This window comes from Billgrantia saliphila, from assembly GCF_002930105.1.
Classification (GTDB): Bacteria; Pseudomonadota; Gammaproteobacteria; order Pseudomonadales; family Halomonadaceae; genus Halomonas; species Halomonas saliphila.
Genome location: NZ_PJRN01000020.1, coordinates 1 through 14,038 on the forward strand (window position 1 = coordinate 1; position 14,038 = coordinate 14,038).

Annotated in this window: 13 protein-coding genes; 7 read left to right on the forward strand and 6 right to left on the reverse strand. The window is 66.0% G+C overall.

Annotation, left to right across the window (positions count from 1 at the left end; genetic code table 11):
* Positions 1-876 (forward strand): aldehyde dehydrogenase family protein (locus CYJ07_RS17635; RefSeq protein WP_156085521.1); only part of this gene is annotated, 876 nt, incomplete at its 5' end.
* A gap of 88 nt (positions 877-964) precedes the next feature.
* On the opposite strand, the gene CYJ07_RS17640 is transcribed toward CYJ07_RS17635, so the two are convergent.
* Positions 965-1,417 carry a hypothetical protein gene (locus CYJ07_RS17640; RefSeq protein WP_104205034.1) on the reverse strand — a complete coding sequence of 151 codons (453 nt, stop codon included), beginning with the start codon at positions 1,415-1,417 and terminating at the stop codon, positions 965-967.
* Between the two features lie 152 nt (positions 1,418-1,569).
* On the opposite strand from CYJ07_RS17640, the gene CYJ07_RS17645 reads away from it, so the two are divergent.
* The 3 genes from CYJ07_RS17645 to CYJ07_RS17655 all read left to right on the forward strand — a co-directional run bounded on the left by CYJ07_RS17645 (position 1,570) and on the right by CYJ07_RS17655 (position 4,690).
* The gene (locus CYJ07_RS17645) at positions 1,570-2,163 is read left to right on the forward strand and encodes a GNAT family N-acetyltransferase (RefSeq protein ID WP_104205072.1); all 594 of its coding nucleotides are present in this window, start codon (positions 1,570-1,572) and stop codon (positions 2,161-2,163) included.
* Positions 2,164-2,301: 138 nt separating this feature from the next.
* Complete coding sequence (locus CYJ07_RS17650; protein ID WP_104205035.1) at positions 2,302-4,023, forward strand: proline--tRNA ligase; 1,722 nt, start codon at positions 2,302-2,304, stop codon at positions 4,021-4,023.
* A gap of 70 nt (positions 4,024-4,093) precedes the next feature.
* The gene (locus CYJ07_RS17655; protein ID WP_422666977.1) at positions 4,094-4,690 is read left to right on the forward strand and encodes a lytic transglycosylase domain-containing protein; all 597 of its coding nucleotides are present in this window, start codon (positions 4,094-4,096) and stop codon (positions 4,688-4,690) included.
* A gap of 118 nt (positions 4,691-4,808) precedes the next feature.
* Here the strand turns inward: CYJ07_RS17655 and ccoM are convergent, their stop codons facing one another.
* From ccoM to rfaH, 3 genes are all read right to left on the reverse strand, one after another.
* On the reverse strand, positions 4,809-4,925 hold the full coding sequence (gene ccoM / locus CYJ07_RS20850) for a cytochrome c oxidase subunit CcoM (protein WP_331280938.1): 117 nt from the start codon (positions 4,923-4,925) through the stop codon (positions 4,809-4,811).
* A 154-nt stretch (positions 4,926-5,079) separates the two neighbouring features.
* Entirely contained in the window at positions 5,080-5,586 is a 507-nt protein-coding gene (locus CYJ07_RS17660; RefSeq protein WP_104205036.1) for an FKBP-type peptidyl-prolyl cis-trans isomerase, read from the reverse strand.
* 47 nt (positions 5,587-5,633) lie between these two features.
* The gene (gene rfaH, locus CYJ07_RS17665; RefSeq protein WP_104205037.1) at positions 5,634-6,173 is read right to left on the reverse strand and encodes a transcription/translation regulatory transformer protein RfaH; all 540 of its coding nucleotides are present in this window, start codon (positions 6,171-6,173) and stop codon (positions 5,634-5,636) included.
* 174 nt (positions 6,174-6,347) lie between these two features.
* On the opposite strand from rfaH, the gene CYJ07_RS17670 reads away from it, so the two are divergent.
* On the forward strand, positions 6,348-7,715 hold the full coding sequence (locus CYJ07_RS17670) for an AmpG family muropeptide MFS transporter (RefSeq protein ID WP_104205038.1): 1,368 nt from the start codon (positions 6,348-6,350) through the stop codon (positions 7,713-7,715).
* Between the two features lie 15 nt (positions 7,716-7,730).
* Here the strand turns inward: CYJ07_RS17670 and CYJ07_RS17675 are convergent, their stop codons facing one another.
* A complete protein-coding gene (locus tag CYJ07_RS17675; protein WP_104205039.1) occupies positions 7,731-9,551 on the reverse strand; it encodes an SEC-C domain-containing protein in 1,821 nt (606 codons plus the stop codon).
* A gap of 91 nt (positions 9,552-9,642) precedes the next feature.
* On the reverse strand, positions 9,643-10,887 hold the full coding sequence (locus CYJ07_RS17680) for an ABC1 kinase family protein (RefSeq protein WP_104205040.1): 1,245 nt from the start codon (positions 10,885-10,887) through the stop codon (positions 9,643-9,645).
* Between the two features lie 174 nt (positions 10,888-11,061).
* Between CYJ07_RS17680 and CYJ07_RS17685 the strand changes: the two genes are divergently transcribed.
* Both CYJ07_RS17685 and CYJ07_RS17690 read left to right on the forward strand, forming a co-directional pair.
* Positions 11,062-12,993 (forward strand): DNA topoisomerase III, encoded by a 1,932-nt coding sequence (locus tag CYJ07_RS17685; RefSeq protein ID WP_104205041.1) that lies wholly within the window; start codon positions 11,062-11,064, stop codon positions 12,991-12,993.
* Between the two features lie 72 nt (positions 12,994-13,065).
* Positions 13,066-13,965: a ketopantoate reductase family protein gene (locus CYJ07_RS17690; protein WP_104205042.1), complete on the forward strand. Its 900-nt coding sequence runs from the start codon at positions 13,066-13,068 to the stop codon at positions 13,963-13,965.
* Positions 13,966-14,038 lie beyond the last annotated feature (73 nt).

Genomic DNA, 14,038 nt, shown 5'->3' on the forward strand with positions numbered 1-14,038 from the left:
GCGGTGGGCTTCACCGGCTCCCGCGGCGGCGGCACCGCGCTGATGAAGACCGCCCAGTCGCGTCCGCAGCCGATCCCGGTCTACGCCGAGATGAGCTCGATCAACCCGGTGTTCCTGCTGCCCGAGGCGCTGCGCGCCCGCGGCGCCCAGATCGCCGAGGGCTTCGTCGCCTCGCTCAACATGGGCGCCGGGCAGTTCTGCACCAACCCGGGCCTGGTCATCGCGGTCAAGGGCCCCGAGCTCGAGGCCTTCGTCGAGGCCGCGGCCGATGCCGTCAAACAGAGCGCCGCCCAGACCATGCTCACCCCGGGCATCCACGGCGCCTACCAGCAGGGCGTGCAGCGTCTGTCACAGAGCGGCAAGGTCAGGGAAGTCGCCCGCGGCCAGGTGGGCGAGTCGGCCCATCCGTGCCAGGCGGGGCTGTTCGTCACTGCGGCCCGGGATTTCCTCGATGACCCCGAGCTGCAGGAGGAAGTGTTCGGTTCCACCTCGCTGGTGATCGAGTGCCAGGACGAGCAAGAGAGGCGGCGCGTAGCCGGCGAGCTCGAAGGCCAGCTCACCGCCACGCTGCAGATGGACGACGGCGATTTGGACGCGGCGAAAGCCCTGCTGCCGATCCTCGAGCGCAAGGCGGGTCGCATTCTGGCCAACGGCTGGCCGACCGGGGTCGAGGTGTGCCACGCCATGGTGCACGGCGGGCCCTACCCGGCGACCTCCGACAGCCGCACCACCTCGGTAGGCAGCGCGGCGATCTTCCGCTTCCTGCGCCCGGTGTGCTACCAGGCGCTGCCGCAGGGGCTCCTACCCGAGCCGCTCAGGGACGGCAACCCCTGGGGCGTATCGCGCCTGGTCGACGGCAAGCGCGAGACTAATTAGCAGCCTTAGTAACGAAAGCTACAGCCTACTGATACCAAAAGACGGCCCTTGAGCCGTCTTTTGGTCATGCTGGTAGCGAGACAAACGCTTATGTGCCGTTCTGCAAGGACAGGCCAAGACGCTCCTGGTCGTTGATGCCGGCCATGCGGATCAGTGCCAGGGCCTCGTCGAGACTTTCTACCTCCTCAACCCGTACCAGCTCGCTGTCGAGACTAACCGACTTGCCGGTCTTGTCGAAAAGCAGCTGCTCCAGGGTGGCAATGTCCATGCCTTCCTCGAGCTGCAGGGTATCGACGCCGGCGCTGTCCTGGGTGCCGGGCAGATAGATGGTGCCGTTGGAGAAGTCCACGGCGTAGGCGATCACGCCCGGGACAATGAAGAACAGCAGGCCCACACCGTTGGCAATGGCCACTACCGGATCGATGCGGCCATTGATCTGGCCCTTGCGTTCCGGGTGGAAGACGGTACCGCAGCCCACCAGGGCAACCAGGAAAACACCAAGTACCAGACCGCTCAGGGCACGACGTAGTCGGATCCTCATGGACGGAATGCTCCGAAAGGAAAAGAGTTACCGGCATCGCGACGTTGCCGTCCGCGATACCGCCATGGAGAATTGGCGGCAGATTACCATAGCGTCGACTCATACGAACGTTTACATCTCTCACGGAGGAAACCATGAGCAAGGCATCAGCCATGAGCGAGACTGCTCTACATACCTGCCGAGGTCGCGCCATCGAACCGCGGCTGGAGGAGCTGGCCCGTCTACGCATCACCGTTTTCCGTGATTTCCCCTACCTCTACGACGGCGACTTCGAGTACGAGGCCAACTATCTGCGCCGCTATGCGGAGTGCCCCGAGAGCCTGTTCGTGCTGGCTGAGGATGGCGACTCCCTGGTGGGTGCGGCCACCGGCATGCCGCTGGCCGAGGATGTGGAGGAGTTCCGAGCTCCCTTCGAACAGGCCGGCTTCGATATCGGCAGCGTGTTCTACTATGGCGAATCGGTGCTGCTGCCGAGCTATCGCGGCCGCGGCATCGGCAAGGCGTTTCTCGCCGAGCGGGAACGCCACGCGGCCAGCTGCGGCTTTAGTACCGTGGCCTTCTGCGCCGTGGAGCGCCCCGACGACCATCCGCTGAAGCCGGAGGGCTACATACCGCTGCACGGCTTCTGGCGTTCCCAGGGCTACGAGCGTCACCCCGCGCTTGCCACCACCTTCCACTGGAAGGACATCGGCGAGCCCGAGGAGACCGACAAGCCGATGGTGTTCTGGTTGAAGTCCCTTAAGTAACACTGCAGAAACCAGCCAAGCCACGGACGGGGGCGCCGGGGACACGCCCCTTTTGCCGCCGTTCACGGTTGGCCGTACAATGCCCCAAACGCCGCCCGCCGCGGCACGCCTATCACGTAGGAAGGAATCGCCGGACCCATGCGCGCCACCCAACTGTTGATCGCCACCCTCAAGGAAACCCCCGCCGACGCCGAGATCGTCAGCCACCAGCTGATGCTGCGCGCCGGCATGATCCGCCGCCTCACCTCCGGCCTGTACACCTGGCTGCCGGTCGGCCTGCGCACCCTGCGCAAGGTGGAACGTATCGTGCGCGAAGAGATGGATCGCGCCGGGGCCCAGGAGGTACTGATGCCGGCGGTGCAGCCCGCCGAGCTGTGGCAGGAGTCCGGCCGCTGGGTACAGTACGGCCCGGAGCTACTGCGCCTGAAAGATCGACACGAGCGCGACTATTGCGTCGGCCCTACCCACGAAGAGGTGATCACCGACCTGATGCGCCGCGAGCTCTCCAGCTACAAGCAGTTGCCGGCAAATTTCTACCAGATCCAGACCAAGTTTCGCGACGAGATCCGCCCGCGCTTCGGCGTGATGCGCTCGCGCGAGTTCATCATGAAGGATGCTTACTCCTTCCACCTCGACCAGGCTTCCCTGCAGGAGACCTACCAGGCGATGTACGACGCCTATACGCGAATCTTCACGCGCTTGGGCCTCGAATTTCGTCCCGTGCTGGCGGACACCGGTGCCATTGGCGGCACTGACTCACACGAGTTTCACGTATTGGCCGACTCCGGCGAGGATGCCATCGTCTTCTCCACCGAGTCCGACTACGCCGCCAACATCGAGAAGGCCGAAGCACTGCCGGCACCGCCGGGAGGCCACCGTGAACGCGCCGCTCCCAGCGAAGAACTGCGCCTGGTCGATACGCCCGACGCGCGCACCATCGCCGCCCTGGTGGAGCAGCATGACCTGCCCATCGAGAAGACCATCAAGACGCTGATGGTCCGCGCCGCTGAGGGCGGCCTGATCGCCCTGCTGGTGCGCGGCGATCATGAGCTCAACGAAATCAAGGCCGAGAACTTGCCCGAGGTGGCCGAGCCGCTAACCATGGCCACGGAAGAGGAAATCCGCGCCGCGGTGGGCGCCGGCCCCGGCTCGCTGGGCCCGGTGAATCTCGACATGCCTATCATCGTCGACCGCAGCGTGGCGCTGATGAGCGACTTCGGCGCCGGCGCCAACATCGACGGCAAGCACTACTTCGGCATCAACTGGGAGCGCGACGTGGCGCTGCCCAAGGTGGCCGACATCCGCAACGTGGTCGAAGGCGACCCCTCCCCGGACGGCAAGGGCACGCTGGCGATCAAGCGCGGCATCGAGGTCGGCCATGTGTTCCAACTGGGCAAAAAGTACTCCGAGGCAATGAACGCCACGGTGCTCGACGACAACGGCAAGGCGGCACATCCTTGGATGGGCTGCTACGGCATTGGCGTGACCCGTGTGGTAGCCGCCGCCATCGAGCAGAACCACGACGCGGCCGGCATCATCTGGCCCAACGCCATCGCTCCCTTCCAGGTCGCTCTGGTCCCCATGAATGCCCACAAGTCGCAGCGTGTGAGAGAGGAGTCCGAGCGGCTCTACCAGGCGCTGACCGCGGCGGGCATCGACGTGCTGTTGGACGATCGGGATCTGCGCCCCGGGGTGAAGTTCGCCGATCAGGAATTGATCGGCATTCCCCATCGCCTAGTGGTCGGCGACCGCGGGCTGGACAACGGCGAACTGGAGTACAAGGGGCGGCGTGACAGTGAAGCGACCATGGTACCTGCCGAAAGCATCGTCGAGTTCCTGCGCGAGCGGATCGAGGCGTGATCGTCGACTGGCCGCGCTGCTGGTGGGCGCGGCCAGCCTACTCGCCCTACCCTCGGTAGGCGCCGATCCCGTGAACGGAGCATCCGACGCCCAGGAACCTCACTTCCTCGGTGTCCTGCCCGCCGGTTTCCAGCCGCCCTCTTCCCGACGGGTTCAGGTCGAACCCGACATACCGCCTACTCTGCGCCAGACGCTGGACTCCCAGCTAAGCCATCCGCTGTCGCCGGAGGCGATCTGGGCCGCCCGCCAATGGGTGAGCGCAATGGAGCCCCGCCTGACGCGCTTCGTGAACGATGATGTACTGCGCGGCGAGCTGCTTCAACGCATCTACCACGAGGCGCGACTAGCCGGATTGGCACCGGAAGTCGTGTTGGCGGTGATCCAGGTGGAGAGCGCCTTTCGCGCCGACGCCGTCTCCTCGGCCGGCGCGGTGGGTCTGATGCAGATCATGCCATTCTGGATTCGCGAACTGGGCCGCAGCGCCGACGACCTGATGGACCCCTGGCTCAACCTGCGCTACGGCTGCACCATACTGGCTCATTACCTGGCCGTTGAGCGCGGCGACCTTACCCGTGCCCTGGCACGCTACAACGGCAGCCTGGGCGAGACCTGGTACCCCGAACGGGTGATGCGCGCCCTGACGGAACAGTGGTGGGTCGATCGGTAAGGTCGCAGCCCTTCGAGGCGCAATCGAGCCTGGACGGAAAATAAAAATGCCGGCCCAATTGGGCCGGCTACTGGGGGGAAAATCCCCCCTCCCCTGACGACTTGCTGAACAGGTAGGCTCAGTGCTTGCGCTTGCGACGATGGTCGCGAATCACGAAGCCGACCCAACCTGCCATGAAAGCGACCATCATCGCGACGGTTACCAACCCGAAGATTACGGCATCATCCCAGTACATGTGGCTGCTCCCCGTCACTTGATGTGATGGGTTCACTCTAGCGTGGTCGTGCGGGGGGAAAGATGACCTGAATCAAATTTCGCTCCGGCAGCGAAACTAGGCGCGCAGGGATTTGATTCAGGTCAGTTTTTCGAGGAATGGAGCCGAACCGAGCTTATGGAACCTTGCGGTCCTCCACTTGGAAAGGCTCGACGTCGACGGGTAGGGGATGGCCCTTGGCCAGTTCGGCGCGGCCGGCCTCGCGCACGTCGAGTATCTCCACGTCGTAATGCAGCGACATCCCGGCCAGCGGATGGTTGGTGTCGATCCGAACCGAGTCACCGTTCACCTCAAGCACGGTGACGATCTGCGGCCCGTCGTCGCCCGGGGTCTGGAAGCGCATGCCGGGAACCAGCTCCACTTGCGGAAAGGCGCTGCGACTCACCTCCTGAACGAGCGCCTCATCGCGAACGCCATAGGCCTCGTCAGGGGCGAGCGTGATGCCCAGGGTTTCCTGCGTCACGCGCTCCGCCAGGGCAGCTTCCAATTCCGGCAATATATTGTTGTGACCGTGCAGGTACTCCAATGGCTGAGCACGCGCCCGGGAGTCATCAAGCACCTTGCCGCGCTCATCGCTGAGGACATAGTGCAGGGTCACGACCCGCTGCGGGGCGATCTTCATATAGGTCTCCTTGGTTGCGATCGGCTCAGGTACATCGCGAACAGCGTTCAGCGCTCGGGGCGCAGATGCTGCACGGGCATCTCCAGGTGCTGCTGACGATTGAGCAGATTGAGCAGAACGATGGCGCGCTCCTCGCCCTTGTGGCTGGCGAACACGGCTTGCAGATCCTTGAACGGACCTTCCGTGATCTCCACCTTCTCACCGGCGCGGAAGTAGACGTTGACGGAGCTTTCCCGATCTTCGGTGCCCTGCTCGCGCAGTGTCTCGATCAGCGCGTCGTCGACCGGCAGCGGCCGATTGCCGAAGGTGACGATACGCAGCACACCGCGAGTCGAGCGTATCGGTCGCCAGTTGCTGGCGACCCGATCCAGGCGGATGAACAGATAGTGGGGAAACAGCGGCTCGCTTACCCATACCAGCTTGCCACCACGCTTCTTCTGCACGTCGAGAATGGGATGGAAGAGCTCGTAACCCTGATTGCCGAGATGCTCGGCGGCACGAAAGGATTCGCCACCTTTGCATTGGATGACGTACCAGCGTGGCACGCTCTCGTCATCATCGATCGGCTGGGTTTCGCGTTCATTCATGAAGGGCTCCTGATCGGACTATCCTGCTGGCATCCCTGACGGTGCTTTGCCACAATCGGCCGGCCGGTCCCTGCCCCGACTGGCTGTCGCCCCGCCCAGCGGTGGCCATTCTATCATCGTTACCGGGCATCGGGCCGCCCTCTGGCCACCGATCTTCAAGGAGTTGTGCGACGCATGTCCATCCCCTCCGCTCAGCGCAGTTGGCGTGCCGCCCTGGCCGTCTACCTGCGAGCGCCCGTAATTACCATGCTGTTCCTGGGATTCTCGGCCGGGCTGCCGTTCCTGCTGGTATTTTCGACGCTGTCCGCCTGGCTGCGCAGCGCGGGCGTCGAGGTCGCCGCCATCGGCTTCTTCGCGTGGATCGGCATGCTCTATTCGATCAAATTCTTCTGGGCACCGGTGGTGGATCGCCTGGCCCTTCCCGTGCTGACCCGCACGTTCGGCCAACGACGCGGCTGGATGTTGCTGGCCCAGGCCATGATTGCCGGTGGCCTGGTCGGTCTGGCGAGCCTTGAGCCGCAGCAGAACCTGCCCTTGGTAGCCGCCTTCGCGCTGCTGGTGGCGTTCGGCTCGGCCACCCAGGATATCGCCATCGACGCTTTCCGCATCGAATCGGCACCCGACGACATTCAGGCGGCCATGGCTTCCACGTACATCATCGGCTACCGCGGCGGACTGCTGGCCGCCGGTGCCGGCGCGCTCTACGTCGCCTCGTGGCTATCGTGGCAAGCCGCCTACCTGAGCATGGCGCTGCTGGTCGGCATCGGAGCGATCACGGTACTGCTGCGCCCCGAGCCCGAGCGCCTGTCGCTCACCATCCAGTTGATTCACGAACCACGCGTGCGTGCCTTCATCCGTGCCAGCCGCGGCAAGCCGCGCCTGCTGCGCCGCCTGGGGGCCTGGCTCATCGGCGCAGTGGTCTGCCCCTTCACCGACTTCGTCTCGCGCCACCGACTCAAGGCGCTGTGGCTGCTGGTATTCGTGGCGGTCTTTCGCATCAGCGACCTGGCCATGGCTTCGATGGCCAACCCGCTCTATATCGACCTGGGCTTTTCGCTCTCCACGATCGCCAGCGTGACCAACATCTTCGGCATCGCTATGAGCATCGGCGGCGGCATACTCGGCGGCCTGCTGGTGGCACGCTACGGTATCGGTCCGATCCTGGTGCTCGGCGCGGCGGCGGCCACCCTCACCAACCTGCTGTTCGCCGCGCTGGCCCTTGCCGGCCAGAGCCTGCCGATGCTGGTGCTGGCCATCGTCGGCGACAATTTGGCCAATGGCCTCGCCAGCGCAGTCTTCATCGCCTTCATTTCCAGCCTGACCTCACGGGCCTACACCGCCACCCAGTACGCCCTGTTCTCGTCGCTGATGACCCTGCCGGGCAAGTTCCTGAGCGGCTTCGGCGGGCTGGTAGTGGCGACGCAGGGGTACGCCACCTTCTTCGTCATCGCCACGGCACTCGGGTTGCCCGCCATCTTCCTGGCCATCTGGATCAGCCGCGATCGCGAGCTGGTGCCCCGGCCCACGCCGCGTACCGCCTGAGCGGACGGGATAACGCTATCGTTGGTCCAGGTACGTTTGCACCCAGGCCAGCGCACCCGGCGTGGAACGCCACTGGTCACGCATCAGCGTGCGGTACTGCCATGCCTCGGCGCGAGTCCCTGGCTCGGCCACGCCATCAGGGCCCAGCGACACGGCCCGCGTCTGCTCGGCGCACAGCATGGGCAGGGCGTGAGGATTGTGCCGCTCGATCTCACGCAGCACCGCATCGGCTTCATCGACCCGTTCGAGACGGAACAGCGCCAGCGCCCGCCCCATCAGCATGCCCAGCACCGGCCCGTCGTCGCGTCGGGCCTCGGTCATCGCCAGAGCGTCGCGCTCACGCCCTTCGCGTAACAGTTGGTCGAGCACCAGTTCCTGCAGGCCGAGGCTATCCTGATCGTCCAGCGACAGCAGGCGCTCGGCCAGCTGCCGGGAACGCGCACGAGCGCCTCGCTCCATGCCGACCACCAATGCAAGCCCGGTGCGCAACAGTACGGCATTGTCGGCGCTGTCCCACAGGAACGGCCCCTCGCCTTCGCCACGCACACGCTCCAGCCACCGCTCCAGGCGATCGGCGAGCGGTTCGAACAGGCTCGGCGACATCCACGGCAGGCTGCCGAAACGACTGGTCAGGGCCAGGGCTAGCGACTGGACCACGCGTGGCGAGTCGAGCCATTCGGGATGCGCACAGAGTTCGCGCAGCCAGTCGCCGGCCTGCACCCAGGGATCGCCCTTGAGCCCCAGCGCACTCTCGTCGTCTACCTCGACCTCGAAATGCTGTTGCCATGCAGCGAAGAGCGTGTCCTCGCGCGCACTGCTGTGGTATTCCAGTTCGCCCTTCTCCGTGCGCCGCACGTCGAGTCCCGGCGCGGGGGGCAGCTCGGCGAGCAGCGCCTGCAACGCCGCCAGCGGCTCCGCCAGATCCTCCTCGGCATTGAGCAATTGGTCGGCCAGGGTCGCGCCGGGGTTCTCGGCCAGGTCGGCCAGGAATTGCAGTTGATCGGGTTCCAGCTCGCCCTGACGCGCCAGCCGACGGAACCAGAAGCGGGCGCGATCGGCGGCCTCCTGCTCATGCCCCTCGTGAAGTAGCAGCATGGCCTCGATATAGGCCAGGGTGGGCGAATCCGGTAACGCCTGCTGGGCACGCACGAAGGCGGCCCGAGCGCTGTCCAGGTCATCGTTGTCCAGATGCATCAGGCACAAGCGCTCGAGCGCCACGCCGCGCAGGAACATCGGGCCGCGATCGAGCACCTCGTCGAGCAGTTCGGCGCGCTTGCGCGTGAAGCCACGCTCCTGATAGAGGTCGATCAACAGTTCGAAGGCGGGTTCGGCCTGAGCCGGCAGCCGCGACCAGTCGGCGCGCTGGAACAACGATTCGAGAATCTGCTGGGCGCGACCGCGCTGGCCGGTTTCGGCGGCGATCAGCCCGGCCTCGAGCAGCGCCTGTGCCGGAGCATGGCCGCTCTCCAGAGCGGCTTTCAGCGTCGGCCCCTTCCAGTCGCGCAGCGATAACATCCACATCAGGTGATCGGGAACGTCGGCGGGCATGGAGACCGCTCCGCAGCAATGCTTGGTCTTGCGTCCCGAGTCGCACCAGCAAGGCTCGTTGCGCCCGGGTTGCGCCAACGGCTCGCAAGCGAAGCCGGCACGCTCCAGCGGGGTCTGTGACCAGAGCACGGGCGCCAACGCCTGGGCCATGGCCAGGTCGCCGCCCATCAGCTGGGCACCCTCTTCTCGCGCCCAGGCCATGAATTCTGGGTAGCGCTCGTCCTCACGGATGGCTGCCAGGGCTCCCGCGGCAAAGCCCAGCAGCTGTTCCACCCATACTGCCAGCATCGCACTCTCCGCCAGTGAAAAAGGCGAATATTCTAACAGGGAAGCGCGGCTCGATGTCGCCTGCAAGGCGTCATCGACCAGAACAGAAATTTCAGCGCCGCGCCCACGCCAGGAGCGGGCGCGTTCGTGCCTGCAGGTCCAGGCGAGCGCCGAGGCGCACCAGGTTCCAGTAATGTCCGTTCAGGGTACGTGACAACAGCAGGATATCCGCCGGCGGCTGTAGCCGATCCATGGCCGCCCAGACCTTGGGCGCGAGTTCGCGCAACCGACGATGCACCCGAACGTCGGCGAAGTCCTGGATGCCCGGTTCGAACAGCGGCGCCACGGCTTCGACAGCTTCGCGGTACAGCGCCAGCGGCGCGCCCTGCCCCTGGCGCCCCCCCAGCCGCCGCAGCGCATCGTCCATGGCCATGGCATCGCCCGCCAAGGTGGCATCGAGCAAATGCATCAAGGGGCGAAGATGCGCCTCCGGCACCGCAATCACCGACCCCAGGTCGTAGACGACCAGCCGGCCCTCGGCGTCGACGGCAAAATTGCCGGCATGAGGATCGGCGTGCAGCTCGCCATGGATGAAGAGTTCCTCGGTGAGCCAGTCGGCCAGCGTCGTGGCGACACGCTGCCGCAAGGCGTCGTCGGCGCCTTCCATGTCGCGCAGCGGGGTACCGGCCACGTAGCGCATGGCCAGTACTCGCGGCCCGGAGAGTTCGGGCATCGGCTCGGGTATCACCAGCCCGTCCAGATGGCCGTAACGCTGTCGATAGCGCGCCAGCGCTAGCGCTTCGGCATGGTAGTCGAGCTCGTGGCGAAGACTGGCGGCGAGCTCCTCGAATAGCGCATCCAGGCGCACCTGAGGAATCTTGAGCCAGCGCCCCAGACGCATGATGCGACGAAGCTGGGCCAGGTCGTCCTCCAGCACGTCGGCCAGGCCCGGATACTGTACCTTGAGCACCAGCTGCTCACCCTCATGACTCACCGCGCGATGCACCTGCCCCATGGAGGCGCTGGCGAAGGGTCGGCGTTCGATCTCGCGAAAGTGCCGCTCCGGGTCGCCGTAGCTCCCGACCAGCGTGCGACATATGTCGCCCCACGGCATGGGCTCGGCCTGGCGCTGGAGGCGCGCCAGCTCCTCGGCGAGATCCGGGGGCAGCAGGTCGTCCCACTGGGCCATGATCTGGGCCAGCTTCATCGCCGGCCCCTTCAGCTCGGAAAGTCCCTCGAATAACGCCTCGCCCAGCGTGCGCCAATCGGCCTGGCCGCCCAGTCGCGTACGCAGCACGGCGCCTCCGGTGCGGGCCCCGAGTCCCAGCAGACGCCGCGTTCTGCCCCGTTCGCGCATTCGATCACCTCGCCTTTAGCCCGCTCCGTTCCGTCCATCTGTCATGCCGCTTCATCTGACTGACCGTCCAACCGCCCGGCTGTTACCAGCCTCGTACGCTGCGATGAGCTCGCACTGGTGGTCATGGCGCCACGATACTGTAAGAATGTCCATAACGGATTACGGGAAGCGACCATGCGCCTCATCATCGCCGAAAAACCCAGCCTGGCCCGAGCCATCGCCGAAGCCCTTCCGGGCGGTGCCCGCCGCGAGGATGGCGCCCTTCACTCGGGTGATACCGTGGTGACCTGGTGCCTGGGCCATCTGCTGGAACAGGCCCCACCCGACGCCTACGACCCCGCCTTCAAGCAATGGCGGCTGGACCATCTGCCGATTCTGCCGGCGCGCTGGCAGCTTGCCCCGCGCCCCAAGGCCCGGGGGCAGCTTGCCATCATACGCAAGCTGCTCAAGCAGGCCCGTGCGGTGGTGCACGCCGGCGATCCGGACCGCGAGGGACAACTGCTGGTTCAGGAGGTCATCGAATACCTGGGCTGGAAGGGGCCGGTGTCGCGCCTGCTGATCAGCGACCTCAATCGGCCGGCGGTGCAGCGCGCCCTGATGCGGCTCGAAGACAACGCCCGCTACCAGCCGCTCTACCGTGCCGCCGAGTCCCGCTCGCGCGCCGATTGGCTGTACGGCATCAATCTGACCCGGGCCTGGACCCTGACCGGGCGTCAAGCCGGGCATGACGGTGTCCTCTCCGTCGGCCGGGTGCAGACACCCGTGCTCGGCCTGGTGGTGCGTCGCGATGACGAGATACGCGATTTCGTCCCTTATCCCTTCCATGTGTTGTGGAGCGACCTGGCGGTAGCCAACGGTCAGCTGCGCGCCTGGTGGCAACCCGGTGAGAACCATCGGCTCGACGACCAGGGCCGACTGCTCGATCCCGCCCCGGCCGTGGCTCTGGCCGAGCGGCTGCCCAATGCCGTGGGACATCTGACGTCGCTCGCCACGCGGCAGCGGCGCCAGACTGCACCGCTGCCCTACTCGCTCTCCGCGCTGCAGGTGGATGCCGCCCGGCGCTTCGGACTCTCGGCCCAGGCGGTGCTCGATATCTGCCAGCGGCTCTACGAGCGCCACAAGCTGATCACCTATCCGCGCTCGGACTGTCGCTACCTGCCGGAAGAGCATTTCGCCCAGGCGCGCGCCGCTCTCGAAAGCGCCTGTCGCAGCGACGAGACGCTGCGCGGCTGGCTGAGCGGCGCCAATTTCCGGCTGCGCTCGAAAGCATGGGACGACAAGAAGGTGGGTGCCCATCACGCGCTCGCGCCCACCGGCAAGCCGGCCGAGCTCGATCGCCTCGAGCGCGCCGAAGCCGACGTGTTTCGCCTGATTGCGCGCAACGTTCTCGCACAGTTCTATCCCCCGCTGGTAGTCAGCGAGGTGAAGGCGGAATTCACCATACTCGACGAGTGCTTTCGTGCCAGCGGCCAGGAAGTGCTCGGACCCGGCTGGAAACCGCTGTTCACCACCCGCGACGAGGCGCCGCCTCTGCCGCCGCTCGTCGAAGGGGAAACCTGCCGGGTCGAGGCCTGCGGTGTCGAGGACCGCGAGACCCGTCCTCCCGAGCCCTTCAGCGATGCCAGCCTGATCAAGGCGATGATGAACATCGCCCGCTACGTCGACGATGCCGACGTAAAGCGCACCCTGCGCGAGCACGATGGGCTGGGCACCGAGGCGACCCGCGCCGGGATCATCGAAACCCTCATCGAGCGTGGTTATCTGGTTCGTCAGAAAAAGACGCTGCGCGCCACCCGGCTCGGCAGCGGCTTGATTGCCTCGCTTCCCGACGCCGCCACGCGGCCCGAGCGTACCGCGCTGTGGGAACAACGCCTGGCGGCCATCGCCGAACGCAATGACGATCCAGCCCCTTTTCTCGCCTCGCTGATCGAGGATCTGCATGGCCTGCTGAGCTGTGCCGATACCGCCCGATTGCGCCAAGCCATGGCCACGGCCCAGGGAGAAAGCGCACCGACGACATCACGTCGCGGCAAGGCCGGCACCTCTCGGCGTCGCAGTGGCAAGGGCAAGCCAACTACGCGCCGCCGGCAGCGAAGCAGTGCCTGAGGCCGGGTTACCGCGCTGACCCGCCACGGGATTCCTGCTAGGTTGGGGCGTCTTCTACAGCCAGGCACCGCCATGCACTCCGAGACTCATCTTGTCGCTGGCCCTGGGGCTCTCGGCCGCTTGATCGCCCTGCATCTGGCAGACACGGTGCCGGTCGTGCTTGCCGGCCGCCGCCCCCTGCCTGCCGAGCAGACACTGACCACACCGGAAGGGGAGCGCCGAACGCGGCGTCTCGACACGGCAGACGTACACGCCCTGCCCGCTCTATCGCCATCGTTCGTCCACCTGACCACCAAGGCCTATGCCGCCGAAACGGCATACGCGAGCGTATTCGAACGGCTGCCTCCGACCACGCCGCTGGTGCTGTGGCAGAACGGTTACCAAGTGCAACCCCAGCTCGACCAACGCCACCCCGGGCCGGTGCTGTGCGCCTCCACGACGGAGGGCGCCTGGCTGGAGGGGGACGGAGGAGTGGTGCACGCCGGACACGGCATCACCTATGTCGGCGATCTCGGCCATCGTCATGCCGCGCTCGGCCAGCGGCTGGCCACGGTACTGGGCCGAGCCGGTCTCGACGCCCGGGCGGTCGACGATATCGCCTTGCGCCTATGGTACAAGCTGGCCGTCAACGCCGCCGTCAATCCGTTGACCGCACGCTTTCGCATCCGCAACGGTCAGCTCCGCGATCGCCCCTTTCGGCCGGTAGTCGAGCGTCTGATCGACGAGATCGCCCCGATCCTGGTCGCCGAAGGCATCGAACCGCCTGAGGCCGGCTGGCATGCGCTGGTATGGCGAGTGGTCGAAGGTACCGCTCACAATCGCTCCTCTATGCTGCAGGACGTTCTGGCGGGGCGCCCCCTGGAGCGAGAGGCGATCCTGCAACCGCTGTTAACGGCTGCCAAGCGGCATGACCTGGCCGCGCCCACCCTGGCGGAACTGGACGGATACCTGGCTCGAGCGGCATCGCGCTAGCGTTGAGATACCGCCTGGCGGGGCTCACATTGGCCTGCTAATATTTTTCATGTTGCGACCAGACGCCGAAGAT

Bases quoted from the DNA above. Each gene is read 5' to 3' on its own strand.
- CYJ07_RS17660 (WP_104205036.1), bottom strand. From the start codon at position 5,586: ATGAAGATCGCCCCGCAGCGGGTCGTGACCCTGCACTATGTCCTCAGC.
- CYJ07_RS17650 (WP_104205035.1), top strand. From the start codon at position 2,302: ATGCGCGCCACCCAACTGTTGATCGCCACCCTCAAGGAAACCCCCGCC.
- rfaH (WP_104205037.1), bottom strand. From the start codon at position 6,173: ATGAATGAACGCGAAACCCAGCCGATCGATGATGACGAGAGCGTGCCA.
- CYJ07_RS17645 (WP_104205072.1), top strand. From the start codon at position 1,570: ATGAGCGAGACTGCTCTACATACCTGCCGAGGTCGCGCCATCGAACCG.
- CYJ07_RS17690 (WP_104205042.1), top strand. From the start codon at position 13,066: ATGCACTCCGAGACTCATCTTGTCGCTGGCCCTGGGGCTCTCGGCCGC.
- CYJ07_RS17675 (WP_104205039.1), bottom strand. From the start codon at position 9,551: ATGCTGGCAGTATGGGTGGAACAGCTGCTGGGCTTTGCCGCGGGAGCC.
- ccoM (WP_331280938.1), bottom strand. From the start codon at position 4,925: ATGTACTGGGATGATGCCGTAATCTTCGGGTTGGTAACCGTCGCGATG.
- CYJ07_RS17680 (WP_104205040.1), bottom strand. From the start codon at position 10,887: ATGCGCGAACGGGGCAGAACGCGGCGTCTGCTGGGACTCGGGGCCCGC.
- CYJ07_RS17670 (WP_104205038.1), top strand. From the start codon at position 6,348: ATGTCCATCCCCTCCGCTCAGCGCAGTTGGCGTGCCGCCCTGGCCGTC.
- CYJ07_RS17640 (WP_104205034.1), bottom strand. From the start codon at position 1,417: ATGAGGATCCGACTACGTCGTGCCCTGAGCGGTCTGGTACTTGGTGTT.
- CYJ07_RS17685 (WP_104205041.1), top strand. From the start codon at position 11,062: ATGCGCCTCATCATCGCCGAAAAACCCAGCCTGGCCCGAGCCATCGCC.